The sequence below is a fragment of the Oceanicella actignis genome, from assembly GCF_900111545.1.
GTDB lineage: Bacteria > Pseudomonadota > Alphaproteobacteria > Rhodobacterales > Rhodobacteraceae > Oceanicella > Oceanicella actignis.
Genome location: NZ_FOHL01000002.1, coordinates 443,039 through 464,617 on the forward strand (window position 1 = coordinate 443,039; position 21,579 = coordinate 464,617).

At 73.7% G+C, this 21,579-nt stretch carries 26 protein-coding genes; 8 read left to right on the plus strand and 18 right to left on the minus strand.

The window, feature by feature from the left end:
- Positions 1 to 8: 8 nt before the first annotated feature.
- From rnd to BMW67_RS04730, 6 genes are all read right to left on the minus strand, one after another.
- Positions 9 to 1,175, minus strand: coding sequence for a ribonuclease D (rnd, locus tag BMW67_RS04705; protein ID WP_072745720.1), 1,167 nt, complete (start codon positions 1,173 to 1,175; stop codon positions 9 to 11).
- Between the two features lie 77 nt (positions 1,176 to 1,252).
- The gene (locus tag BMW67_RS04710) at positions 1,253 to 2,086 is read right to left on the minus strand and encodes a sulfotransferase family 2 domain-containing protein (protein WP_072745719.1); all 834 of its coding nucleotides are present in this window, start codon (positions 2,084 to 2,086) and stop codon (positions 1,253 to 1,255) included.
- Positions 2,087 to 2,093: 7 nt separating this feature from the next.
- Entirely contained in the window at positions 2,094 to 3,875 is a 1,782-nt protein-coding gene (gene aspS / locus BMW67_RS04715; RefSeq protein ID WP_072745718.1) for an aspartate--tRNA ligase, read from the minus strand.
- 275 nt (positions 3,876 to 4,150) lie between these two features.
- Positions 4,151 to 4,486 carry a hypothetical protein gene (locus tag BMW67_RS04720; protein WP_072745717.1) on the minus strand — a complete coding sequence of 112 codons (336 nt, stop codon included), beginning with the start codon at positions 4,484 to 4,486 and terminating at the stop codon, positions 4,151 to 4,153.
- Positions 4,487 to 4,558: 72 nt separating this feature from the next.
- Positions 4,559 to 5,296: a CPBP family glutamic-type intramembrane protease gene (locus BMW67_RS04725; protein ID WP_245728451.1), complete on the minus strand. Its 738-nt coding sequence runs from the start codon at positions 5,294 to 5,296 to the stop codon at positions 4,559 to 4,561.
- A gap of 101 nt (positions 5,297 to 5,397) precedes the next feature.
- Positions 5,398 to 6,042, minus strand: a complete 645-nt coding sequence (locus tag BMW67_RS04730; RefSeq protein WP_072745716.1) for a YiaD family glycine zipper/OmpA-like lipoprotein — start codon at positions 6,040 to 6,042, stop codon at positions 5,398 to 5,400.
- Between the two features lie 355 nt (positions 6,043 to 6,397).
- Between BMW67_RS04730 and BMW67_RS04735 the strand changes: the two genes are divergently transcribed.
- From BMW67_RS04735 to BMW67_RS04750, 4 genes are all read left to right on the plus strand, one after another.
- A complete protein-coding gene (locus BMW67_RS04735; RefSeq protein ID WP_072745715.1) occupies positions 6,398 to 7,768 on the plus strand; it encodes a DUF1800 domain-containing protein in 1,371 nt (456 codons plus the stop codon).
- A 19-nt stretch (positions 7,769 to 7,787) separates the two neighbouring features.
- Positions 7,788 to 8,984 carry a DUF1501 domain-containing protein gene (locus BMW67_RS04740; RefSeq protein WP_072745714.1) on the plus strand — a complete coding sequence of 399 codons (1,197 nt, stop codon included), beginning with the start codon at positions 7,788 to 7,790 and terminating at the stop codon, positions 8,982 to 8,984.
- 342 nt (positions 8,985 to 9,326) lie between these two features.
- The gene (locus BMW67_RS04745; protein ID WP_072745713.1) at positions 9,327 to 9,905 is read left to right on the plus strand and encodes a nitroreductase family protein; all 579 of its coding nucleotides are present in this window, start codon (positions 9,327 to 9,329) and stop codon (positions 9,903 to 9,905) included.
- Positions 9,902 to 10,615, plus strand: a complete 714-nt coding sequence (locus tag BMW67_RS04750; protein WP_072745712.1) for an EI24 domain-containing protein — start codon at positions 9,902 to 9,904, stop codon at positions 10,613 to 10,615. The genes BMW67_RS04745 and BMW67_RS04750 overlap by 4 nt, the downstream gene beginning before the upstream one ends.
- 54 nt (positions 10,616 to 10,669) lie before the next feature.
- Here the strand turns inward: BMW67_RS04750 and BMW67_RS04755 are convergent, their stop codons facing one another.
- The 4 genes from BMW67_RS04755 to BMW67_RS04770 all read right to left on the minus strand — a co-directional run bounded on the left by BMW67_RS04755 (position 10,670) and on the right by BMW67_RS04770 (position 12,428).
- A complete protein-coding gene (locus BMW67_RS04755; protein ID WP_072745711.1) occupies positions 10,670 to 10,942 on the minus strand; it encodes a DUF1467 family protein in 273 nt (90 codons plus the stop codon).
- Positions 10,939 to 11,343 (minus strand): methylmalonyl-CoA epimerase, encoded by a 405-nt coding sequence (mce, locus tag BMW67_RS04760; RefSeq protein WP_072745710.1) that lies wholly within the window; start codon positions 11,341 to 11,343, stop codon positions 10,939 to 10,941. The genes BMW67_RS04755 and mce overlap by 4 nt, the downstream gene beginning before the upstream one ends.
- Before the next feature lie 159 nt (positions 11,344 to 11,502).
- The gene (locus BMW67_RS04765) at positions 11,503 to 11,970 is read right to left on the minus strand and encodes an Lrp/AsnC family transcriptional regulator (RefSeq protein WP_072745709.1); all 468 of its coding nucleotides are present in this window, start codon (positions 11,968 to 11,970) and stop codon (positions 11,503 to 11,505) included.
- Positions 11,967 to 12,428, minus strand: coding sequence for an Lrp/AsnC family transcriptional regulator (locus tag BMW67_RS04770; protein ID WP_072745708.1), 462 nt, complete (start codon positions 12,426 to 12,428; stop codon positions 11,967 to 11,969). Before BMW67_RS04770 ends, BMW67_RS04765 begins: the two co-directional genes overlap by 4 nt.
- On the opposite strand from BMW67_RS04770, the gene ilvC reads away from it, so the two are divergent.
- From ilvC to BMW67_RS04790, 4 genes are all read left to right on the plus strand, one after another.
- Complete coding sequence (ilvC, locus tag BMW67_RS04775) at positions 12,427 to 13,581, plus strand: ketol-acid reductoisomerase (protein WP_083581055.1); 1,155 nt, start codon at positions 12,427 to 12,429, stop codon at positions 13,579 to 13,581. The genes BMW67_RS04770 and ilvC overlap by 2 nt on opposite strands.
- Before the next feature lie 302 nt (positions 13,582 to 13,883).
- Positions 13,884 to 14,297 carry a YeeE/YedE family protein gene (locus tag BMW67_RS04780; RefSeq protein WP_072745707.1) on the plus strand — a complete coding sequence of 138 codons (414 nt, stop codon included), beginning with the start codon at positions 13,884 to 13,886 and terminating at the stop codon, positions 14,295 to 14,297.
- A 10-nt stretch (positions 14,298 to 14,307) separates the two neighbouring features.
- Complete coding sequence (locus tag BMW67_RS04785; protein ID WP_072745706.1) at positions 14,308 to 14,748, plus strand: DUF6691 family protein; 441 nt, start codon at positions 14,308 to 14,310, stop codon at positions 14,746 to 14,748.
- 81 nt (positions 14,749 to 14,829) lie between these two features.
- Positions 14,830 to 15,507: a hypothetical protein gene (locus BMW67_RS04790; protein WP_125458967.1), complete on the plus strand. Its 678-nt coding sequence runs from the start codon at positions 14,830 to 14,832 to the stop codon at positions 15,505 to 15,507.
- A gap of 19 nt (positions 15,508 to 15,526) precedes the next feature.
- Here BMW67_RS04790 and BMW67_RS04795 read toward each other — a convergent pair whose 3' ends face one another.
- Genes BMW67_RS04795 through thiD form a run of 8 tightly spaced genes read right to left on the minus strand, consistent with a single transcriptional unit; the run spans position 15,527 to position 21,531 of the window.
- Positions 15,527 to 16,291, minus strand: a complete 765-nt coding sequence (locus BMW67_RS04795) for an ABC transporter permease (protein ID WP_072745704.1) — start codon at positions 16,289 to 16,291, stop codon at positions 15,527 to 15,529.
- Complete coding sequence (locus BMW67_RS04800) at positions 16,288 to 17,013, minus strand: ABC transporter ATP-binding protein (protein WP_072745703.1); 726 nt, start codon at positions 17,011 to 17,013, stop codon at positions 16,288 to 16,290. The genes BMW67_RS04795 and BMW67_RS04800 overlap by 4 nt, the downstream gene beginning before the upstream one ends.
- A complete protein-coding gene (locus BMW67_RS04805; RefSeq protein WP_083581054.1) occupies positions 17,010 to 18,008 on the minus strand; it encodes an ABC transporter substrate-binding protein in 999 nt (332 codons plus the stop codon). Before BMW67_RS04805 ends, BMW67_RS04800 begins: the two co-directional genes overlap by 4 nt.
- On the minus strand, positions 18,005 to 18,664 hold the full coding sequence (locus tag BMW67_RS04810) for a thiamine phosphate synthase (protein ID WP_072745702.1): 660 nt from the start codon (positions 18,662 to 18,664) through the stop codon (positions 18,005 to 18,007). The genes BMW67_RS04805 and BMW67_RS04810 overlap by 4 nt, the downstream gene beginning before the upstream one ends.
- Entirely contained in the window at positions 18,661 to 19,491 is an 831-nt protein-coding gene (locus BMW67_RS04815) for a thiazole synthase (protein ID WP_083581053.1), read from the minus strand. The genes BMW67_RS04810 and BMW67_RS04815 overlap by 4 nt, the downstream gene beginning before the upstream one ends.
- Positions 19,492 to 19,494: 3 nt before the next feature.
- Positions 19,495 to 19,692 (minus strand): sulfur carrier protein ThiS, encoded by a 198-nt coding sequence (gene thiS, locus BMW67_RS04820; RefSeq protein WP_072745701.1) that lies wholly within the window; start codon positions 19,690 to 19,692, stop codon positions 19,495 to 19,497.
- Positions 19,676 to 20,668 carry an FAD-dependent oxidoreductase gene (locus BMW67_RS04825; protein ID WP_072745700.1) on the minus strand — a complete coding sequence of 331 codons (993 nt, stop codon included), beginning with the start codon at positions 20,666 to 20,668 and terminating at the stop codon, positions 19,676 to 19,678. The genes thiS and BMW67_RS04825 overlap by 17 nt, the downstream gene beginning before the upstream one ends.
- Complete coding sequence (gene thiD, locus BMW67_RS04830; protein ID WP_072745699.1) at positions 20,665 to 21,531, minus strand: bifunctional hydroxymethylpyrimidine kinase/phosphomethylpyrimidine kinase; 867 nt, start codon at positions 21,529 to 21,531, stop codon at positions 20,665 to 20,667. The genes BMW67_RS04825 and thiD overlap by 4 nt, the downstream gene beginning before the upstream one ends.
- Positions 21,532 to 21,579 lie beyond the last annotated feature (48 nt).

Below are 21,579 nucleotides of genomic sequence, written 5' to 3' on the forward strand. Positions count from 1 at the left end.
CGGCGGGCTCAATCGTCCAGCTCGACGATCTCGATGCCCTTGCGCGAGGCCGACAGCGCGATCTCGCCGCGGCGTAGCTGCAGCGCCAGCTCGCCGAACGCCTTGCGGCGCCAGCCGCGCAGCGCCGGCACGTCGGGTTCGTCGTCATTCGCGAGGCGCGTCAGATCCTCGGTCGAGGCCAGCAGCTTGGGCGCCACGCCCATTTCCTCGGCGCGCGCCTTGAGCAGCACCTTGAGCAGATCGACCAGCGCACCCGTGCCGGGCCGGTTCTGCGCCGGCTCGGGCGGGCGGGGGCGCTTTTCGGGGGGCGTGGCCTCGCCCTCGGCCACGGCGGCCAGGATCTCCTGCGCCACGTCGCCCTTGCGCGCCTCGCGCAGCAACAGGCGCGAGCGGCCCAGCTCCTCGAGGGTCTTGGGCCGGTTCGAGGCGATCTCGAGCAGGGCGTCGTCCTTGAGCAGACGGTTGCGCGGGATGTTGCGCTCTTGCGCGCGGCGCTCGCGCCAGGCGGCGAGGGCCTTGGCCACGGCCAGGAACTTGTCCGAGCTCGAGCGCGTCTTGAGCCGCCGCCACGCCTCGTCCGGGTCGTTGCGATAGGTGTCGGGGCTGAGCAGCGTGGCCATCTCTTCGGCCACCCATTCGGCGCGGCCGCTTTCGCGCAGCTCGCGCGCCAGCTTCTCGTAGATCCCGCGCAGATGCGTCACGTCGGCCAGCGCATAGGCCAGCTGCTTGTCGGAAAGCGGGCGCTGCGCCCAGTCGGTGAAGCGCGACGACTTGTCCAGCTTGGCCCCGACGATCTTGCGCACCAGCGTCTCGTAGCCCACCTGGTCGCCATAGCCGCAGACCATCGCCGCCACCTGCGTGTCGAACAGCGGCGCCGGGATCAGCCCGCCGAGGTTCCAGAAGATTTCCAGATCCTGGCGCGCGGCGTGGAAGACCTTGACCACGCGCTCGTCGCGCATGAGGGCGAAGAGCGGCTCGAGCGAGATGCCCTCGGCCAGCGGGTCGATGATGGCGGCCGAATCCTCGCCCTCGCCCGGATGGGCCATCTGCACCAGGCACAGCTGCGGCCAGTAGGTGCGCTCGCGCAGGAACTCGGTGTCCACGGTGACGTAGGGATGCGCGCGGCAAGCGTCGCAAAAGGCCTCGAGCGCCTGGGTGTCGGTGATGATGTTCATGCTTGCGTCGCGCCGCTCCCTTGCTGCCCTTGCGGGTTGACCGGCGCGCCGGAAGACGCGCCACAATCCTGAATTGTCTATGAATGCGTTGTGCGCGCGTCAAGCGCCGCGAATTCGCGCCCGACATGCTCGTAAAGCGCCATGTCCTCGGCCATCGCCTCTTCGAGGCGGGCGCGCAGCCATGCGGGCGGGGCGTAGCCCTCGGGGCGCGAGCGGCCCTTGTTCACCCGGCGCGGCGGCCCCATGGGGATGCCCAGCTTGGCGCCCAGAAGCTGCGTGAATCGCGCCATGTCCTGCGTGCGCCCGGCCAGGAGGAAGCGCTCGTCGATGACGCGGCGCGCGGCTTCGAACGAGCCCTCGCGCGAGAAATACAGGCACTGGCCGTTGAGCGGCAGCGCGTCGCGGCGCTCGAGCAGCATCTGCGCGTAATCCTCGAAGCTGCGCGCCCAGGCCTGCTTCTTCTTCTCGGAGCCGGGCAGGCGGCGGGCGACGGCCACGCGGTCGCGGGTGAAGAAATACTCGGACACGAGGCGATCGACGGGCTCGCGCACCAGCGTGATCATCAGCGGCTCGCGGCGGCCCAGGCCGATGCTGTCGACGCGCACATGGCCGCTGGCGACGGCGACCGAATCCAGCGCCAGGTTCGGCAGGCCGAGAAGGGCGCGGCCGCGCTCGCGCGCCTCGTCGCGCAGGTGCTGAAGGCGGCGGCGCAGATGCTCGTGCGCGCGCCGCCAGCCCTGGTTGTAGGTCTCGACGCCCTGCATGCGCAGCCGCCGGTAGCCCCCCGCCGCGCCGCGCGCGGCCAGCGCGTCGGCCAGCTGCGCGCCCAGAGACGAGCCGCCCGTCTTGCGGATGTGGATGAACAGGACCAGGTGCCGCGCTGGGTCGTAGTCGGTCCGCTCGTAGATCATCGCCCGATCAGTCTTCGCGCGGGACGATGCGCAGGCCCAGCTCGCGCAGCTGCTCGTTGGTCGGCTCGGAGGGCGCGCCCATCATCAGATCCTCGGCCCGCTGGTTCATGGGGAACATGATGACCTCGCGGATGTTCTCGGCGTCGGCCAGCAGCATCACCATGCGGTCGATGCCCGGCGCGATGCCGCCATGCGGCGGCGCCCCGTAGCGGAAGGCGTTGATCATGCCGCCGAAATGGCTGTCGACGAAGGCGCGGTCCTTGCCCACGATCTCGAAGGCGCGATACATGATCTCGGGGCGATGGTTGCGGATCGCGCCCGAGGAAAGCTCGACGCCGTTGCACACGATGTCATACTGGTAGCCCAGCACGTCGAGCGGCGGCAGCTCGTTCAGCGCCTCGAGCCCGCCCTGCGGCATCGAGAAGGGGTTGTGCGAGAAGTCGAGCTGGCCCGTCTCCTCGTCCAGCTCGTACATCGGGAAATCGACGATCCAGCAGAACTCGAAGCTGTCCTTGCGCGTCAGACCCAGCTCCTCGCCGATGACGTTGCGCGCGCGCCCGGCCACGTCAACGAAGGCCGCGGGCTTGCCCGCCAGGAAGAAGGCCGCGTCGCCCGCGTCGAGGCCCAGCTGCACGCGCAGCGCCTCGACGCGCTCGGGGCCGATGTTCTTGGCCAGCGGGCCGGCGCCGACGGGGCGGCCGCCCTCCTCGCGCCAGAAGATGTAGCCCATGCCCGGCAGGCCCTGCTTCTGCGCCCAGGCGTTCATGCGGTCGCAGAAGGCGCGCGAGCCGCCCGTCGGCGCGGGAATGGCGCGCACCTCGTTCCCCTCCTGCTCGAGCAGGCGGGCGAAGATCTGGAAGCCCGAGCCGCGGAAATGCTCGGACACGACCTGCATCTCGATCGGGTTGCGCAGATCGGGCTTGTCCGAGCCGTATTTGAGCATCGCCTCGCGATAGGGAATGCGCGGGAATTCCTGCGTGACCGGGCGGCCGCCGCCGAACTCCTCGAACACGCCGCGCATGACGGGCTCGATGGTCTGGAACACGTCCTCCTGCGTGACGAAGCTCATCTCGACGTCAAGCTGGTAGAACTCGCCCGGGCTGCGGTCGGCGCGCGGGTCCTCGTCGCGAAAGCAGGGCGCGATCTGGAAGTAGCGGTCGAAGCCCGCGACCATGATCAGCTGCTTGAACTGCTGCGGGGCCTGGGGCAGCGCGTAGAACTTGCCCCGGTGCAGGCGCGAGGGCACGAGGAAGTCGCGCGCGCCCTCGGGGCTGGAGGCGGTCAGGATCGGGGTCTGGTATTCCATGAAGCCCTGCTCGGTCATGCGCCGGCGCAGGCTGGCGATCACGTTCGAGCGCAGCACGATGTTGCGGTGCAGCTTCTCGCGGCGCAGGTCGAGGAAGCGGTATTTGAGGCGCGTCTCCTCGGGGTATTCAAGGTCGCCGAACACCGGCAGGGGCAGCTCCTCGGCCGGGCCCAGAACCTCGATGTCCTTGATGAAGACCTCGACCTCGCCGGTGGGGATCTTGGGGTTGACCAGCTCGGGGTCGCGGGCCTTGACCACGCCGTCCACGCGGATGACCCACTCGGCGCGCACCTTCTCGACCTCGGCGAAGGCGGGGCTGTCGGGGTCGGCCAGCACCTGGGTGATGCCGTAGTGGTCGCGCAGGTCGATGAAGAGGATCCCGCCATGGTCGCGGATCCGGTGCACCCATCCCGAGAGGCGAACGGTGTGGCCGACGTGCTCCTTGCGCAGCTCGGCGCAGGTGTGGGTGCGGTAGGGGTGCATGGCGTTCCTCTGGACAAGATTCCCGCCCCGCGCGGACGCCGGGGCCGTCTTTGGCCCGGAAACACCCTTTCGAGGCCCGGATGTCAAGGCCCGGCGCGTCCGGCGCGGCCCGGCGGGGGCGCGAAGCGACGCCTGGGCGCGGCGGATGGCGGGCGGCGGCGGGGCCATGGAAGACGGGCCCCGGCGCCCGAACCGCGGCGGGGCCGGACCCCGCCCCGGGCGCCGGCGCCGGGCGTGGAACGGTGATGGAAAGGCAGCCGATCGGCGGCGCGGCCTCAGCGCGGGCGCGCGCCCCACGGCGCCGGAACCGGGGCGGGGCCCGGCGCGAAGGGCCCGTCCGGCAGCGCCGCCAGCAGCGCCCCGAGCGCCGCCGCGCCCAGCAGCGGCGCCAGCGTCACCAGAGGCGCGGTCATCAGCGCCGCCGGCGCGTCAAGCGCCAGCACCAGCGCCAGCGCGCCCCAGAAGCTGAGCCCGCCCAGCGCCGACAGCCCAAGCCAGCCGCGCGCAAGACGCGACGCTGCGCCGGCGAGCCGCCTCTCCAGCCGCGCCGAGCGGGGGAGTGCGCGCAACCAGAGCGGATCGGAGGAACGGTGGGGGAGCGATCCCTGCATGGCGGCATCCTTCGGCAAGCAACATGACCGGCGGGGAAGAACCGGCTGCGCTAACCTTAAGGATGCGTCCCTTTACCGCAGATGAACGGATTGCGCCGCCACGGCCGGGGCGCCGATCGCGCCATGGTAGAAATAGACGCCCAGCCCCGACAGAAACACCATGCCCCCCGCCGCCGCGTGCAGCGCCCAGGCCAGCAGGAAGCTGCGCCGGTGCGCATAGGCCCATGCGAAGACAAGCCCCCCGACGAAGGTGAAGCCCACCGCCACCCAGTTCCAGTAGAACAGATGCGCCAGCGCGAACAGCGCCGCATTGGCCAGCATCGCCGCCGGGCGCGTGGGCGCGCCCAGCAACGCCCCGTAGCGACGGAAGAACAGCGCGCGGAAGAACAGCTCCTGCGGCAGCGCGGACAGGAAGGGATAGAACAGCAGGATCATGACCATCAGCTGCGGCCGCTCGCGCGCCAGGCCGAACAGGGCGTCCGGGTTGATCCAGGCGCACAGCCCCGCCGCCAGCGCCAGCGTGCCCAGCGCGAACGCCGCCGCCCACGCCCAGTCGCCCTGATCGGGGGCGCGCGCAAGCTCGCGCCACGAGAAGCCGGGCGTGCGGAACAACAGCGCCACCCCCAGCGCCGTGGCCCCCGCCAGCAACGGCCAGATCCATTGCGGCGGCGCGGCCAGCGCCATGAACAGCGGCGCCGCCAGATACAAGGTCAGAAACTCGGCCCACAGCACAAGGCGGGCGATGCGCCTGGCCGGGCGCGAGACGTGGCGCGCGGGCCCGGGCGCGGGGCGCTGAACGGCGTCGGTCAAGGGCGGCTCCCTGCTTGGCGCCCCGCGGCCGGGGCCCGGAGATCGGGTCGACGGCGGGGCCGGCGCAAGAGGCGGCGCCCCGGCGCCGCCCCCGCCCCTGATCAGGTGGCCGGCGTGATGATGATTTCAACCCGCCGGTTGCGCGCCCGCCCATCGGGCGTGGCGTTCGAGGCGATGGGCTCGCTCTCGCCGCGGCCATAGGCGCGCACGCGCTGGGGCTGCACGCCGTTGCGCAGCAGGATGTTGGCCACCGCGCGGGCGCGCCGCTCGGACAGGCGCTGGTTGTAGTCGGCCGGGCCGGTCGAATCGGTGTGGCCGACGATGTCGATGTAGCTGGACGGATTCTCGGCCAGGCTGCGCGCCGCCCGGCGCAGGCGCTTGCGCATGCCCGGCTTGACCTCGGCGCTGTCGACGTCGAAGCTCACCCGCTCGGGCAGGCGCACCATGAGCTTACCGTTCACCTGCTTGACCTCGGCGCCGGTCCCGGCCAGATCGGCCTGAAGCTGGCGCTCCTGCTCGTCCAGATAAGTGCCGATCGCCGCGCCGGCCAACAGGCCGATGCCCGCGCCCACCAGGGCGTTGCGCCGGTCGTCGCCGCCCACCAGCGTGCCCAGCGCCGCGCCCGTGGCCGCGCCGGCCAGCGCGCCCACGCCCTGCCGCTGCGAGATGCCGCCCTGCCCGTTCGGACCCGCGCAGGCCCCCAGGAATGCGACGGTCGTGATGGCGATGACGGAATTGCGGATCATGAGCCGCTCCTTTTCGAATTTCGTGTCCGCAAGCCTTGTCCGCGGCGGGGGCGCGAACCCTCCGCCCGCTGCGAGGCGCCGAATCCGGCGCAAGCATCTTTAGCCAAGCACGCAATTGCGGCAAGCTTCTGTCCGCGCGCCCCATCGCGCCCGCCGTCTTGCGCCCGTGATCGCGCCCGTCGCTGCGCGGTCGCCATCGCGCCGCCATGATCGTGCGCCACGCTGCGCCGTCGCGGGTCGGCGCACCGGCCTGCGCGACGGAAACGCGCGCGCCCTGCGTGCAAGAAGCGCCCGCCCCCGCCCAGGCGCGGCGCACGCGCATGGGCACGAGCACGAAGGAAGGAGAGCGCCTTTCATGGCCGTCAGCCGCCAGACGCTTGCCGAGCTGCGCTTCGGATGCGGCTTCCGCCCCGACCGCCCGGCCCCGGCCGGCCCCGAGGATCTGCTGCGCCAGATCGCCGCGCCCCCGCGCGGCGCGCTGGTGGACGAGGCCGAGGCCCGGCGCCGCTACGCGATCCAGGATGGCTTCATCGCCCTGCGCCGACGCGCCAAACAGGGCGACGCCGACGCCGCGCGCCGCTTCGAACAGACGCTGGCCGAGGGCCGGCGCATGACGCGCGATGACGCGCTGGCCCGCCTCGCCCGCGCGGCGACCACGCCCGACGGCTTCGTCGAGCGCCTGCACCGCTTCTGGTGCGGGCACTTCGCCGTCGCGCGGCGCAATCCGCGCCACGGCGCCTTCATCCTGCCGATGCAGGAGCTGGCCATCCGCCCGCACCTGACGGGCCGCTTCGCCGACATGCTGATCGCGGCGACGAAAAGCCCGGCCATGCTCTTCTACCTCGACCAGTCGGTGTCGGCGGGCCCCAACTCGCGCATGGCGCGGCGCAATCCCCGGCGCGGGCTGAACGAGAACCTCGCGCGCGAGATCCTCGAGCTGCACACGCTGGGCGTTCACGGCCCCTACGATCAGCGCGACGTGCGCGAATTCGCGCGCCTGCTGGCCGGATGGTCCCATGACGCGGGCGGCTTCCGCTTTCGCGAGAACATGGCCGAGCCGGGCGAGAAGACCGTGCTTGGCCGGCGCTGGCGCGGCCTGGGCCCCGAGGGCGCGGAGGAGGCGCTGCGCATGCTGGCCGATCACCCGGCCACGGCCCGGCGGCTGGCGTTCAAGATGGCGCGCCACTTCGTCTCGGACGCGCCGCCCGCCCCGCTGGTCGACGCCATGGCCCGCGCCTATGCCGGCGCGCCGGGGGGCGATCTGGGCGCCATGACGCGGGCGATGATCGCGCATGAACTGGCCTGGACCGACCGCGCCCGGCTGGGCCCCGCCGCCAAGGTCAAGAAGCCCTGGGACCTGGTCGTCTCGACCCTGCGCGCGGCGGGCGCGCGCAAGGCCGAGCTGGCGCCCGGGGGCCCCTTCGGCCCGCCGCTGACCATCCGCGCGCTCGAGGCCATGGGCCAGCCGATCGACCGCGTGCCCGGCCCCGACGGCTGGAAGGAGGACGCCGAGGCCTGGATCACCCCCGGCGGGCTGGCCGCGCGGCTCGACTGGGCCGGCCGCATCGGGCGCGTGATCGCGGCGCGGACCGATCCGCGCGACTTCGCCCGCGTCGCGCTGCGCGACGCGCTGGGGCGCGAGACGGCCTTCGCCGTCTCGGCCGCCGGCGAGCGCTGGGAGGCGGTGGCGCTGCTGCTCGTCTCGCCCGACTTCAACCGCCGATGACCATGCCCGGGAGGCAGACATGACCGAAGATCTTCGCTCGCCCTCGCGCCGCGCGCTGCTGCGCGCCGGCCTTGCGCTGGGGTGCTCGGCGGCCGCGTTTCCGCTGATGTCGCGCGTCACCTTCGCCTCGGCGCCCGGAGAGAACCGGCTGGTGGCCATCGTGCTGCGCGGCGCGCTCGACGGGCTGGCGGCCGTCGCGCCATACGGCGACCCGCATTACCGCGCGCTGCGCCCCACCCTGGCGGTGCTGCCCGAGAACGGCGCGATCGACCTGGACGGCCGCTTCGCGCTGCACCCGGCGCTGGCGCCGCTCGCGCCGCTGTGGCGGCGGGGCGAGCTGGCCTTCGCCCATGCCGTCAGCACCCCCTATCGCGACAAGCGCAGCCATTTCGACGGGCAGGACGCGCTTGAAACCGGCTCGGGCGCCGCCGACGGCCCCGCGAGCGCGCGCCGCGACGGCTGGCTCAACCGCGCGCTCTCGCTCATGCCCGGCGCCGAGGCGCGCACCGCCGTCGCGGTCGGGCGCGAGCGGATGCTGCTGCTCGAGGGCGACGCGCCGGCGCTGGGCTGGGCGCCGGACGGCGATCTGCGCCTGTCCGAACCGGCGCTGCACCTGCTCGAGCGGGTGCTGGCGCAGGATCCGCTCTTCGCCGAGGCCGGGCGCGAGGCGATCATGATCGACCGCGAGCTGGACGCGGGCGGCATGGAGCGCGCCCGCCGCGTGGACGCCCGCGCCCTTGCGGCGCTGGCGGCGCGGATGCTGTCGGCCGAAAGCCGCATCGCCGCCTTCTCGCTGGGCGGGTTCGACACCCACAAGGGACAGGCCGGCGCCATCCGCCGCCCGCTCGAGCAGCTGGCCGAGGCCATCGAGGCCCTGCGCCAGGGGCTTGGGCCCAACTGGGCGCGCACGACCGTGCTGTGCATGACCGAGTTCGGCCGCACCGCGCACGAGAACGGCACCCGCGGCACCGATCATGGCACCGGCGGGGTGATGCTGTTCGCCGGCGGCGCGCTGTCGGGGGCGCGCGCGCATGGACGCTGGCCGGGGCTGGCCGAGGGCGACCTCTACCAGGGGCGCGACCTGATGCCGACCGACGATCTGCGCCGCTACGCCGCCTGGGCGCTGCGCGGCGCGTTCGGACTGCCGCGCGACGCGCTCGAACGCACGGTGTTCCCGGGGCTGGACATGGGCGAGGACCCGCGGCTTCTGGCCTGAGACGGCGGACCCGCCCGTCATGGCGAGCCGCGGGCGTCGGCCCGCCCGCCTGCCCCGCGCCCGCCCTGCGCCGCCCGAAGCCGGCCCGCCGCGGCTTCGCCAGCCGGCGGGGCGCGATGGCCGACCGGCCCGGCCGCCGGCCGCCATCCGCCGCAAGGCCAGCCCGCAGGCAGGCGCTCGGCGCCCCGCCGAAGCCCCGGCCCGGAACCCGGCGATCCCTTCAGGCCCGCCCCTCGCGCCCGCTTGCGGCGCGGGCGGCGACTTGACGCCACGCGCCCGCGGGCCGACATCTGGGCGGCGGCCGCGCCCGCCAATGCTCGTCCAACAGATCAGGAGGCCCCCTTGCCCGCTCCGAACCCCGCCGCGCTCGAGTTCCTGCTGACCCGGCGTTCGCGCCCCGCCAAGCTGCTTCAGCCCCCCGCCCCCGACGACGCCGAGCTGCGCACGCTTCTGACGGCGGCCGCGCGCGCGCCCGATCATGGCAAGCTCGAACCCTGGCGCTTCATCGTGCTGCGCGGCGCGGCGCTGGCGCGCCTGGCGGCGCTGACGCGCGAGCTGGGCGGCGCCCGCGGCCTCGATCCCGACAAGGTGGAAAAGGACGCCTCGGCCTTCGACGGCTCGCCGCTGGCGGTGGCGGTGATCTTCTCGCCCAGGCCCTCCGAGAAGGCGCCCGAGGTCGAGCAGCTGCTTTCGGCCGGGGCGGTGTGCCTTGGGCTGCTCAACGCCGCGCTGGCGGCGGGCTGGGGCGCGAACTGGCTGACCGGCTGGATGGCCCATGATCGCGAGTTCCTCACCCGCGGCCTCGACCTTGCGCCGCATGAGGGCGTCGCCGGCTTCATCCATATCGGGACCGAGCGCGCCGCCCCGCCCGAGCGCCCGCGCCCCGACCTTGACCGCATCGTGACCTGGGCCGACGCATGAGCGCGCTTGTCGCCGATTTCATCCGCGCCGCCGCGCAGCTGTCCGACCCGCGTTTCCGGCGCGTCTTCGTCCTGTCGATCCTGCTGACGGCGGCGCTTCTGGCCGCCCTCTACCTGCTGTGGAGCATGGCCGTGGCCGCGATCCCGGACATGCGCTTCACGCTGTTCGGCGCCGAGATCGGCTTTCTGGACGAGGCCGCGCGCTGGCTGGCCTGGGCGGCGGGGCTGGTGGGGCTGGCGTTTCTGATGTTCCCGGCCGCTTCGCTGTTCATCGGCTTCTTTCTGGAAGAGATCGCCGCCGCGGTCGAGGCGCGCCACTACCCGCACCTGCCGCCGGCCAAGCCGCTGGGCCTTCTGGAAACGATCTGGGACGGCGTGCTGTTCACGCTGACGCTTCTGGGCGCGAACGCGGCGGCGCTGCTGGTCTATCTGATCAGCGGGCCGCTGGCGCCCTTCGTGTTCCTGGCCGTCAACGGCTATCTGCTGGGCCGCCAGTATTTCGAGCTGGCCGCCGCCCGGCGCATCGGCTTTCGCGCCGCCCGCCGCCTGCGCCGACGTCATCTGGCCCGCGTCTGGGCCGGGGGCGCGATGCTGGCCGTGCCGCTGACGGTTCCGATCGTCTCGCTGGCCGTTCCGGTGCTGGGCGTGGCCGCCTTCACGCACCAGTTCCACCGCCTGAACGGCGACGCCTCGGCCCCGCCGGACGCCTGAGCGCCGCGCCGCCGGGCGAGCGCGCGGACGCCCGGCGCAAGCGGCGCGGCGGGCTCAGTAGGCGCCCGTCGGCCCGTAGACGAAGATGTCGTCCAGCGTCACCATCCGCGTGGTGATCACGACCATCAGCACGATCCAGATCAGCGTCGCGACGATGGTGGTGTTGCGGAACTTGCGCCGCATCTGCGGATCGGCGGGCGCCGAGGCCGGCGTGCCCGGCGCCACGTCGCCCTCATCCTGCTGCGAGCGCATCCCCAGCGGCAGGATCACGAACAGCGTCATGAACCAGCTGACCGCGTAAAGGACGATGGCGGCGGTGATGGTCATGCCTGCTCCAGCTCGACCAGCGTTCCCTGGAAATCCTTGGGATGCAGGAACAGCACGGGCTTGCCATGGGCGCCGATCTTCGGCTCGCCGTCGCCCAGAACGCGCGCGCCGGCCGCGCGCAGCCGGTCGCGGGCGGCGATGATGTCGTCGACCTCGTAGCAGATGTGGTGGATGCCTCCGGCGGGGTTCTTCTCGAGAAAGCCCTTGATGGGCGAGTTCTCGCCCAGCGGGTGCAGCAGCTCGATCTTGGTGTTGGGCAGCTCGATGAAGACCACGGTCACGCCATGCTCGGGCTCGTCCTGGGGCGGGTTGACCTTCGCGCCCAGCGTGTCGCGATAGCTGGCGGCGGCGGCCTCGAGGTCGGGCACGGCGATGGCGACGTGGTTGAGGCGTCCGATCATGGGCGGGCTCCTTGCTTGTGTGCCTGGGCTTGTGGGCCTGGTCCGAGCAGGTAGCGCGTCGGCGCGCGCCTGACAATGCGGCCCGCGCGCGCGGCGCGGATCGCGCGCGAGCATGGCGGGGCGCAGGCGCCGGGCCCATGCGCCGCGCCGGGTCTGCCGTCAGGACAGGCCGGGGGTGGATTTCTCTTCCGACAGAAGCACGTTCGATTCCACCTCGCCCACCCCCGGCAGGGTCAGGATGCGCCGGCGCAGGATGCGCTCGAAATCGGCAAGGTCGCGCGCCACCACCTTCAGCCGGTAGTCGTAGACCCCCAGCACATGCTGCACCAGCTGCACCTCGGGAATCGCGGTCACCGCGCGCTCGAAATCCTCGAGGCTGGCGCGTCCGCGCGCGGCCAGCTTGACGCCCAGGAACACCGTCACCTCGTAGCCCAGCCGCCGCAGGTCGAGCCGCACGCGCCGCCCCCGGATCACGCCCTCTTCCTCGAGCCGCCGGATGCGCCGCCAGCACGCCGGCTGGCTCAGCCCCACCAGCTGCGCCACCGCCTTGGCCGAGCGGCCGCCATCCTCCTGCAGGGCGCGCAGGATCGCCATGTCCACTTCGTCGAATTCGGCGCGCGCGCTCATACCGGGGCCCAGTCGTCGTTCTTGAGCTCCGAGACCAGCAGCAGGCTTTCCAGGTCGGCGATGTGCGGCAGCGGCAGGATCTTCTCGCGATAGATGCGGCGGTAGTGATCGAGGTCGCGGGCGATCACGTCCATGCGCACATCCACCCGCCCCAGCAGGGTCTGCAGAGTGACCACCTCGGGCAGCTCGCGCGCGGCGGCGACGAACTCGTCGAAGGCGCGCGGCGCGGTCTTGTCCAGCGTCACGCGCAGGAACACGCGCACCGCATAGCCCAGCCGCGCCCAGTCGATGCGCGCCGAGCGGCCCAGGATGATTCCCTCGCGCGTCATGCGGTCGATGCGCCGCCAGCAGGGCGCGGCGGACAGGCCCGCGCGCTCGGCGATCTGGGCGGCGGTCAGGTCGCCCTCGCGCAGCATCACGCGCAGGATGCGGCGGTCGGTCTCGTCAAGCTCGCGCATGATCCTTTCTCCGTTCGTCTGCTTTGCGAATAGGTTTTCGCGCAACCCGGCGCAACCGCAAAATCAAAGAAAGCATTTCGCCGCGCGCCGCCGCTATGCTGCCCCCAGCCAAACGCAAAGGGAGAGCGCCATGCGCGTCTATTACGATCGCGACTGCGACATCAATCTGATCAAGGACAAGAAGGTGGCGGTGGTCGGCTACGGCAGCCAGGGCCACGCGCACATCCTCAACCTGCGCGACTCGGGCGCGCGCAACCTCGCCGTGGCGCTGCGGCCCGGCTCGGCCTCGGCGGCCAAGGCCGAGGCCGAGGGGCTGACCGTGATGGCCATCGACGAGGCCGCCGCCTGGGCCGACGTGATCATGATGGCCATGCCCGACGAGCTGCAGGCCGACACCTACTACAAATACATCCACGACAACCTGCGCGACGGCGCGGCCATCGCCTTCGCCCACGGGCTGAACGTGCATTTCGGCCTGATCGAGCCCAAGCAGACCGTGGACGTCATCATGATGGCGCCCAAGGGCCCCGGCCACACCGTGCGCGGCGAGTTCGTCAAGGGCGGCGGCGTGCCCTGCCTGGTGGCGGTGCACCAGAACGCCTCGGGCAAGGCGATGGAGATCGCGCTCTCCTACTGCGCGGCCATCGGCGGCGGGCGCTCGGGCATCATCGAGACCAACTTCAAGGAAGAGTGCGAGACCGACCTGTTCGGCGAGCAGGCCGTTCTCTGCGGCGGTCTGGTCGAGCTGATCCGCTGCGGCTTCGAGACCCTGGTCGAGGCCGGCTACGCCCCCGAGATGGCGTATTTCGAGTGCCTGCACGAGGTGAAGCTGATCGTGGACCTGATCTACGAGGGCGGCATCGCCACGATGAACTACTCGATCTCGAACACCGCCGAGTATGGCGAATACGTGTCGGGTCCGCGCGTCGTGCCCCATGCCGAGACCAAGGCCCGCATGAAGGCGGTGCTGGACGACATCCAGCAGGGCCGCTTCGTGCGCGACTGGATGCTCGAGTGCAAGGCCGGCCAGCCCAGCTTCAAGGCCATCCGCCGCAACAACGACGCCCACCAGATCGAGGAGGTCGGCGCCAAGCTGCGCGCCATGATGCCCTGGATCAAGTCGAACCAGCTGGTGGACAAGCAGAAGAACTGAACCCTTCCCGTCGGACGGCCAGGCGGCCGACCGCGACTGCGCCCCGGACGCCCTGCGCGCCGGGGCGCTTTTTCGTCCCCGCACCTGGGTCCGCCTCGGGCAAGCCTTTCCATTCGCGCCTCCGGCGCATTTTCGTTCGCGCCTCTGGCGGCCCCTTTCATTGGCGCCTCTGGCGCGCTTTTTCGTTTGCGCCTCTGGCGCCCTTTTTCGTCTGCGCCTCTGGCGCCGGGCCCGTTTCGCGCCTATACATTCAATATCACGAATGCAACCGCCGCCACGCGCGGCGATCGGAAGGAGGGAACATGAACCCCGACTGGATCAACGGCCTTGTCGGCGGCGCGCTGATCGGCGCCGCGGCGGCCCTGCTGCTGCTCGCCAACGGGCGAATCGCCGGCATCAGCGGCATTCTGGGCGGCCTGCTCGAACCCTCGCCCCGCGACGTGTGGGTCGAGCGCGCGCTCTTCGTCCTCGGACTGGCGGCCGCGCCGCTGGTCTACATGACCCTGTTCGGCCCCAAGAGCATCGAGATCGCGCGCGATCCGGCGCTGCTGGCGGCGGGCGGGCTGCTGGTGGGCTTCGGCTCGCGGCTGGGCTCGGGCTGCACCTCGGGGCACGGCGTGTGCGGCGCGGCGCGGCTTTCGGCGCGCTCGATCGCGGCGCTGTGCACCTTCATGACCACGGCCGTGATCACGGTCTGGCTGGTCCGTCATTTCTGAGGAGCGAAACATGCGCAAGCTGGTCTCCTTTCTGTCGGGCCTGATCTTCGGCCTCGGGCTGATGATCTCGGACATGGTCAACCCCGCGCGGGTGCTGGCCTTTCTGGACCTGGCCGCGATCCCGGCGGGGGCCTGGGATCCGACGCTGATCTTCGTCATGGGCGGCGCTATGATCGTCAGCGCCGCCGCCTGGGCCGTGGCCGCGCGCCGGCGCGAGGCGGCGCTAGGCGGGCCGATTCCCGCGCCGCGCCAGGGCATCGACTGGCGGCTTCTGACCGGGTCGGCCATCTTCGGCGTCGGCTGGGGGCTGGTGGGGATCTGCCCCGGGCCGGCCATCGTCGGCATGGCCGTGGGCGGCGCGCCCTCGATGCTGTTCGTCGCCGCCATGATCGCGGGAATGATCGTCTACCGCCTGTTCGACGCGGCGCTTGCGCGGCGGGCCGCGGCCTGACCGCTTAACCGCCGGTTTACCAAGAACGCGCATCCTGCCTTCTGCGGCGGCGCCCCCCGGCCGCCGGAAATGGAGGCCAAGATGCGCGTTCCCACTCCCCTTCCCCTCGCGGCCGCGCTGGCCGCGGCGCTTCCCCTTTCCGCGCAGGCCGGCGCCTGGACGGCCGAGCCCGGCGCGACCTTCTTCAGCCAGTCCCGCAGCTTCGACACATGGGGCGAGCCGCGCGCGCGCCTCGACAGCTATCTCGAGCATGGCTGGCGCGAGGGCGTGACCGTCGGCGGCGGCATGTCCCGGCGCGAGGGCGTCGGCGGCGCCGAGGTGACGCGCGCGGCGGCCTTCGTGCGCCAGCGCGTCTGGCAGGGCGCGTCGGGCGAGGTCGCCTCGGTCGAGTTCGAGGCCGCCGGCGACGCCGGATCGGGTCTTGAAAGCGCCATGCGCCTGCGCCTCGGGCGCGGCTTCGCGCTGGGTTCGGGCGGCGGCTTCGCCGAGGCCGAGCTCGGCTACGTCTCGGCCCTTGGCGGCGGCGACGGGCGCGCGCAGATGGGCGCGACGCTGGGCGCGCGCCCGGCGGCGGGCTGGCTGGCCATGGCGCGCGGCGCGATCGAGACCGGCGACTCGCGCCGCCTCAACGCCGAAGCCAGCCTCGTGCGCGAGATTTCTCCGCGCGCCAGCCTCTCCTTCACCATGGGCGCCGAGGACTGGAGCGCCGGCGGCCCCGGCGGCGCGCATCTGCGCATCGGCATCTGGCGCAGGTTCTGAGCCGGCCTCCCGGCGCGGTTCAGTCCCCGGTCGTCTCGCCCGGCGCGAAGCCAAGCCGCGCCAGCGCCGCGGCGCAGGCCGCCTCCACTCCGGCCCGCAGCGCCAGCGCCAGCGCCGCCAGAACGGCGAGGGCGGCGAACATCAGGTCGGTCTGCGCGCGCCCGTTGGCCAGCAGCATCAGATAGCCCAGGCCGCGCCCCGAGCCGACCCACTCGCCCACCACCGCGCCGATGGGCGCCGTCGTCGCCGCGATTCGCAGCCCCGCCGCCAGATGCGGCGCCGCCGCCGGCGCGCGGATGCGCAGCAGGATCGCGCCGGGCCGCGCGCCCAGGTTGCGCGCCAGCTCGATCCATGCGGGATCGGCGCCGCGCAGCCCGTCGTGAAAGGCCGAGGCGACGGGGAAGAAGATGATCAGCACCGCCATCGCGATCTTGGGCGCCATGCCGTAGCCCATCCACAGCGTCAGCATGGGCGCCAGCGCAAAGACGGGCAGCGCCTGGCTGACCGTCAGCGCGGGCCGCAGCGCGCGCTCGAGCGGGCGGCTCGCGGCCATGGCCAGCGCCGCCCCGATCCCCAGCGCCGCGCCGATCGCCAGGCCGGCCAGGATCTCGGCCGCCGTCGCGGCGGCGTGTTCGGCCAGCAGCGCGCGCGCGCGCCACGCCGTCTGCACCACGCGCGAGGGCGCGGGCAGGATGTAGGGCGGCGCCGCGCCCAGGCGCGCGGCCGCCTCCCACAGGCCAAGCCCCGCGCAGGCGGGCAGCGCGCGCGCCAGACCCGCCCTCATGCCGCCATGGCCCGCATCGCGTGCAGCAGCGCCGCCTGCGCCCGCAGCGCGCCCGGATCGTCCAGCGGCCGCGGCGGCCGGCCGGGCGGCGGCGCGAGCGTGCGCGCGCCTTCGGCGCCCAGCAGGATGATCCGGTCGGCCATGCGCGCCGCCTCGGCCGCGTCATGGGTCACCATGATCACCGTGCGACCTGCCAGAAGCCGCGCCGCCAGCTCCTGCATGCGCGCGCGCAGACCCGCGTCCAGCGCCGAGAAGGGCTCGTCCAGCAGCGCGATGGGGCGTTCCTCCATCAGCAGCCGCGCCAGCGCCACGCGCTGGCGCTGCCCGCCCGACAGCCCCCGGGGGCGGCGGCGCGCCATGCCCGCCATGCCCACCGCCGCCAGCAGCGAATCGGCCCGCCCGGGCGGCGGCGGAACGCCGCGCAGGCGCGGCCCCAGCTCGACATTGCCGCGCAGGTCGAGCCAGGGCAGAAGCGCCGCCTCCTGCGCCATCAGCGCCGCGCGCGGCGCCGCCGGCGCGCCGTCCGACGCCGCGATCCGCGCCTGCCCCGGCTGGTCGTCCAGCCCCGCGATCACGCGCAGCAGGGTCGACTTCCCCACTCCCGAAGGGCCGAGGAGGCAGCTCCAGGCGCCGGCGGGAAAGGCGATCTCGAGCGGCGGCGTCAACGCCCGCCCGCCCGCGCGCAACGCCCCGCGCAGCGTCAGCCCGGGCGGCGCGCTCATCGCGCGGGCGGCGCGGCCGGCGGCGCCATCAGCAGCTCGTCGGCCGGGCGCGGCTGCGCGATCAGCCCGGCGGCGTGCAGGAAGGCCTCGAAGCGGGCGTAGCGCCCCTCGTCGCGCGCGGCCGGACGCAGCGCCAGGCGCGGCAGGGTCGCCGCCCAGGCCTGGCGGTTGAGCGCGTCGTCCAGCTCGGGCGCGTAGGAGACGAAATCGCGCCACGCCTCTTCGGGGTGGTTGAGGATGAACAGCGTCGCTTCCTCGACCGCGGCCAGGAAGCGGCGCCCGGCCTCGGGGTCGAGCCGCGCGGGGTTGGCGACGTAGATCAGCTCGTCATAGACGGGAACGCCATGCTCTTCGGGGTGGAAGCAGCGCCCCTCGACGCCCTCGAGGCGCATCTGCGCCAGCTCGAAATTGCGGAAGGCGCCGATGACCGCATCCACCTGCCCCGACATGACCGAGGGCGAGAGCGACCAGTTGACGTTGACCAGCTCGACATCCGCCTCGCTCAGCCCCGCCGAGCGCAGCATCGCGCCCAGCACCGCGCGCTCCATCCCCGCCACCGAGTAGCCGATGCGCCGCCCGCGCAGGTCCGCGATGGCGCGCACCGGCCCGTCGGCGCGCACGAGCAGGCAGTTGAGCGGCGTGGCCACCAGCGTGCCGAGCCGGCGCAGCGGCATGTCCTGGGCGCGCTGAAGGTGCAGCTGCGGCTGGTAGGAGACCGCGATGTCGGCCGCCCCCGCCGCGGCCATGCGCGGCGGATCGGACGGGTCGGCGGGAGCGACGATGCGCAGCTCGAGCCCGTGGCGCGCGAAGATGCCGCGCTGCTGCGCGACGATGATCGGGGCGTGGTCGGGGTTGACGAACCAGTCGAGCGCCAGGGTCAGCCGCTGGGCCGCGGCGGCGGCGGGCGCCGCGCTCAGGCCAAGGGCCAGGGCGGCGGCGGCCAGGGGGCGCGCGGCGCGCGCGCAGGCGCGGCGCAGGAAGGTCGGGCGGGTCATGTCGTTCTCCTTTCCATTGCCCCCGAGGGGGCGGGATCCGCGGCGGAGCGCGGAACGTCCTCCAGCGCCGCCAGCCATTCGCGCACGCGCGCCTCGGGGTCGCGCGCCATGGTCACGTCGGTGACGGCGGCGACGCAGTCGGCCCCGGCGGCCAGCGCCGCCGCGCCGCGCGCGGGCGTCATGCCGCCGATGGCCACCAGCGGCAGCGGGCCGCACAGCGCCCGCCAGCGCCGCAGCCGCGCCAGCCCCTGGGGGCGGTGCTTCATGGGCTTGAGCGTGGTGGCGTGGATCGGCCCCAGCGCCACGTGATCGGGCCGCGCCGCCAGCGCGCGGGCCAGCTCGGCCTCGTCATGCGTGCTCAGCCCAAGGCGCAGGCCGGCGGCGCGGATGGCGCCCAGATCGGCGCCGTCAAGGTCCTCCTGCCCCAGATGGACGGCAGCGCAGCCCTCGTCCAGCGCCAGGCGCCAGTGATCGTTGACCACCAGCAGCGCGCCGTGGCGGGCGCACAGATCGCGCGCCTCGGCGATCATGGCGCGCAGCGTCCGCGTGCTGGCGCCCTTCACGCGCAGCTGCGCCATGCGCACGCCCAGCGGCAGCATGCGGGCGAACCATTCGGGGTGATCGAAGATCGGGTAGAAGCGCGCCGGCAGGGTCATGAGAAGGGCCTCCCGGCCAGGGGCGTCGAGGGGGTCGCCGTCTCGCGCGCCGGAATGGGCCCGGCCGCGCGGCCAAGCGCGCCGGCCTCGACCGCGCGGGCGAAGGCGCGGGCCATGCGCGCCGGATCGGCCGCGCGCGCGACGGCGGTGTTGACCAGCACCGCGTCGAAGCCCATCTCGAGCGCCGCCGCCGCGTGGCTGGGCAGCCCGAGCCCGGCGTCGATGACCATGGGCACATCGGGAAAGCAGCGGCGCAGGGCGCGCAGCCCATGCGGGTTGGCCAGCCCCAGCCCGGCCCCGATCGGCGCGCCCCAGGGCATCAGCACCTGGCAGCCGGCCTCGAGCAGGCGCTCGGCCAGGACCGCGTCCTCGGTGGCGTAGGGAAAGACGCGAAAGCCCTCGGCGCACAGGATGCGCGCCGCCTCGACCAGGCCGAAGGGGTCGGGCGCCAGCGTGTCGGCCCGGCCGATGACCTCGAGCTTGATCCAGTCCGTGCCGAACAGCTCGCGCGCCATCTGGGCGGTGGTCACGGCCTCGCGCGCGGTGAAGCACCCGGCGGTGTTGGGCAGCAACGGCGCGCCCAGGCCGCGCACCAGCTCCCAGAAGGCGGCGCCGGCGCGCGCGCCGGCGTCCTCGCGGCGCAAGGAAACCGTCACCGCCGCGGGCCGGGCCGCGCGCGCCGCCTCGGCCAGCGCCGCCGGCGACGGGTAGCCCGCCGTTCCCAGCATGAGGGCCGAGCGCATGCGCCGCCCGTAGAAGACGGGTCCGCCGGCGTCGTCCTGCGGCTCGGGCGCGGGTTCGGGTCCGGCATGGGGCGCGCGGGTCATGGCTCAGCCCCCCTGCCGGGGCGAGACGATCTCGATCTCGTCGCCCTCGGCCAGCGGCTCTTGCGCGCGCGCCGAGGCGGGCACGAAGCGCCCGTTCCGGGCGGTGGCGACGGCGCGCGGATCGTGCCCCAGCGCCTCGATGAGCTCGGCCAGGTTGCGCGCGCCGGCGCGCGCGGGCTCTCCGTTAATTCTCAGCAGCATGGTCCATCAGCTCCGGCATGCGCCCGTCCAGCAGGTGTTCGGCGGCCATGCGCGCCAGAACGGGCGCCATGAGAAAGCCGTGCCGGAACAGGCCGTTGAGGTGAATCCTGTCGCCCTGTCGGCGCAGGCGCGGGATGTTGTCGGGAAAGGCGGGGCGCGCATCGGCGCCCAGCTCGAGGATCTCGGCCTCGGCCAGGGCCGGGTGAAGGGCCAGCGCGACGCTCAGCAGCTCGTGCGCCGAGCGCGCGCGCGCCGGGCCGCGCCAGTCGCTTTCGATCTGCGTGGCCCCCAGCATCAGCGCGCCGCCCGCGCGGGGGGTGACGTAGATCGGGTGGCGCGGATGCAGCACGCGCACCGGCCGGCCGAGGCGAAGCTCGGCGCCGCGCAGGATCATCATCTCGCCGCGCACGCCGCGCAAATCGGGCAAGAGGTCGCGCGCGCCAAGCCCGCGGCAGTCGAGCGTGGCCGCCGGGCGCGGCGCCGCCGGGTCGAGGGCGCGCGCCACCTCGACGCCGCGCGCAGCCAGCCCGTCGCGCAGCGCGGCCAGCGCGGCGCGCGGGTCCAGATGCGCCTCGTCGGGAAAGAACAGCGCGCGCGAGAAGCGCCCGCCAAGGTCGGGCTCGAGCGCCGCCAGCGCCTCGGCGTCCAGCATCCGCCAGCCCGAGCTGCGCGCGGCGAAGGCGTCAAGCGCCGCGCCGTCGCCGGGCAGCGCCACCACCAGCGAGCCCGCCCGCGTCACCTGCGCGCCGCGCGCCGCCCACCAGTCGGCGGCCTCGCGGCCGAGGCGGGCGATCAGGGGGTCGGCGCTCTCGGCCTCGCAGTCGGGGGCCAGCATGCCGCCCGCCCACCACGAGCAGCCCTGCGGCCCCGGCCCGCCGGCGGGATCGACGATTCGCACCGGCGCGCCGCGCGCGGCCAGCTCGGCCGCCGCGCACAGCCCCGCCACGCCCGCGCCAAGGACGAGGAACCGCGTCATGCTTCCGCTTCCGCCCCGGCGCCGGGTTCGGCCGCCGGGCCCATGGGCGTGGGTTCGGGAATGGCGGGGGGCCAGAGCGCGTGGAAGTGGTGCACCGGGCCGCGCCCGCGCCCCACCGCCAGCTCATCGGCCGCGCGGATGGCCGCGTGCAGCCAGGCATGCGCGCGCCCGACGGCGTCCGGCAGCGCCCAGCCGCGCGCCAGCAGCGCCGCGATCGCCGCCGACAGGGTGCAGCCCGTGCCATGCGTGCGCCGCGTGTCGATGCGCGGCGCGGCGAAGGCGACCTCGCCGCCGGGCCAGACCAGCACGTCGCGGCAGATCTCGCCCTCGGCATGCCCGCCCTTGACCAGCGCCGCGCGTGCGCCCAGCGCCACCAGCGCGCGCGCCTGCGAGAGCGCCTCGGCCGCGTCGCGCGCCGGCGGCCGGCCCAGGAGCCGCGCCGCCTCGGGCAGGTTCGGCGTCACCAGCGTCGCGCGGGGCAGCAGGCGCGCGCGCAGGGCGTCCTCGGCATCGGGGCCGAGCAGGGCGTCGCCCGACTTGGCCGTCATCACCGGGTCAAGCACCGCCGGCGCGGCCAGAAGGTCGAGCGACTCGGCGACCGCCTCGACGATCTCGGCATTGGCCAGCATCCCGATCTTGACGGCGGCGGGGGGCATGTCGGCCGCCACCGCCGCGATCTGCGCGCGCACCAGCGCCGGCTCCAGCGCCTGCGCCGCGGTCACCGCGCAGGTGTTCTGCGCCGTCACCGCCGTCAGCGCGCAGGCGCCGTGCACGCCAAGGGCCGCGAAGGTCTTGAGGTCGGCCTGGACGCCGGCGCCGCCTCCGCTGTCGGAGCCGGCGATGGTCAATGCGACGGGGGTCATCTGTCGTCCTCCACCTTGCGCCGCGCGCAAGGAGGACGAAAGGACGCG

Coding starts and splice junctions, on each gene's coding strand:
- thiD (WP_072745699.1), bottom strand. CDS start 21,531: ATGACCCCCGTCGCATTGACCATCGCCGGCTCCGACAGCGGAGGCGGC.
- BMW67_RS04815 (WP_083581053.1), bottom strand. CDS start 19,491: ATGACCCGCGCGCCCCATGCCGGACCCGAACCCGCGCCCGAGCCGCAG.
- BMW67_RS04735 (WP_072745715.1), top strand. CDS start 6,398: ATGGCCGTCAGCCGCCAGACGCTTGCCGAGCTGCGCTTCGGATGCGGC.
- BMW67_RS04750 (WP_072745712.1), top strand. CDS start 9,902: ATGAGCGCGCTTGTCGCCGATTTCATCCGCGCCGCCGCGCAGCTGTCC.
- BMW67_RS04740 (WP_072745714.1), top strand. CDS start 7,788: ATGACCGAAGATCTTCGCTCGCCCTCGCGCCGCGCGCTGCTGCGCGCC.
- rnd (WP_072745720.1), bottom strand. CDS start 1,175: ATGAACATCATCACCGACACCCAGGCGCTCGAGGCCTTTTGCGACGCT.
- BMW67_RS04785 (WP_072745706.1), top strand. CDS start 14,308: ATGCGCAAGCTGGTCTCCTTTCTGTCGGGCCTGATCTTCGGCCTCGGG.
- aspS (WP_072745718.1), bottom strand. CDS start 3,875: ATGCACCCCTACCGCACCCACACCTGCGCCGAGCTGCGCAAGGAGCAC.
- ilvC (WP_083581055.1), top strand. CDS start 12,427: ATGATCCTTTCTCCGTTCGTCTGCTTTGCGAATAGGTTTTCGCGCAAC.
- thiS (WP_072745701.1), bottom strand. CDS start 19,692: ATGCTGCTGAGAATTAACGGAGAGCCCGCGCGCGCCGGCGCGCGCAAC.
- BMW67_RS04825 (WP_072745700.1), bottom strand. CDS start 20,668: ATGACGCGGTTCCTCGTCCTTGGCGCGGGCGTGGCGGGGCTGTGCGCG.
- BMW67_RS04810 (WP_072745702.1), bottom strand. CDS start 18,664: ATGACCCTGCCGGCGCGCTTCTACCCGATCTTCGATCACCCCGAATGG.
- BMW67_RS04800 (WP_072745703.1), bottom strand. CDS start 17,013: ATGAGCGCGCCGCCCGGGCTGACGCTGCGCGGGGCGTTGCGCGCGGGC.
- BMW67_RS04790 (WP_125458967.1), top strand. CDS start 14,830: ATGCGCGTTCCCACTCCCCTTCCCCTCGCGGCCGCGCTGGCCGCGGCG.
- BMW67_RS04795 (WP_072745704.1), bottom strand. CDS start 16,291: ATGAGGGCGGGTCTGGCGCGCGCGCTGCCCGCCTGCGCGGGGCTTGGC.
- BMW67_RS04780 (WP_072745707.1), top strand. CDS start 13,884: ATGAACCCCGACTGGATCAACGGCCTTGTCGGCGGCGCGCTGATCGGC.
- BMW67_RS04755 (WP_072745711.1), bottom strand. CDS start 10,942: ATGACCATCACCGCCGCCATCGTCCTTTACGCGGTCAGCTGGTTCATG.
- BMW67_RS04765 (WP_072745709.1), bottom strand. CDS start 11,970: ATGAGCGCGCGCGCCGAATTCGACGAAGTGGACATGGCGATCCTGCGC.
- BMW67_RS04770 (WP_072745708.1), bottom strand. CDS start 12,428: ATGCGCGAGCTTGACGAGACCGACCGCCGCATCCTGCGCGTGATGCTG.
- BMW67_RS04730 (WP_072745716.1), bottom strand. CDS start 6,042: ATGATCCGCAATTCCGTCATCGCCATCACGACCGTCGCATTCCTGGGG.
- BMW67_RS04710 (WP_072745719.1), bottom strand. CDS start 2,086: ATGATCTACGAGCGGACCGACTACGACCCAGCGCGGCACCTGGTCCTG.
- mce (WP_072745710.1), bottom strand. CDS start 11,343: ATGATCGGACGCCTCAACCACGTCGCCATCGCCGTGCCCGACCTCGAG.
- BMW67_RS04720 (WP_072745717.1), bottom strand. CDS start 4,486: ATGCAGGGATCGCTCCCCCACCGTTCCTCCGATCCGCTCTGGTTGCGC.
- BMW67_RS04805 (WP_083581054.1), bottom strand. CDS start 18,008: ATGACCCGCCCGACCTTCCTGCGCCGCGCCTGCGCGCGCGCCGCGCGC.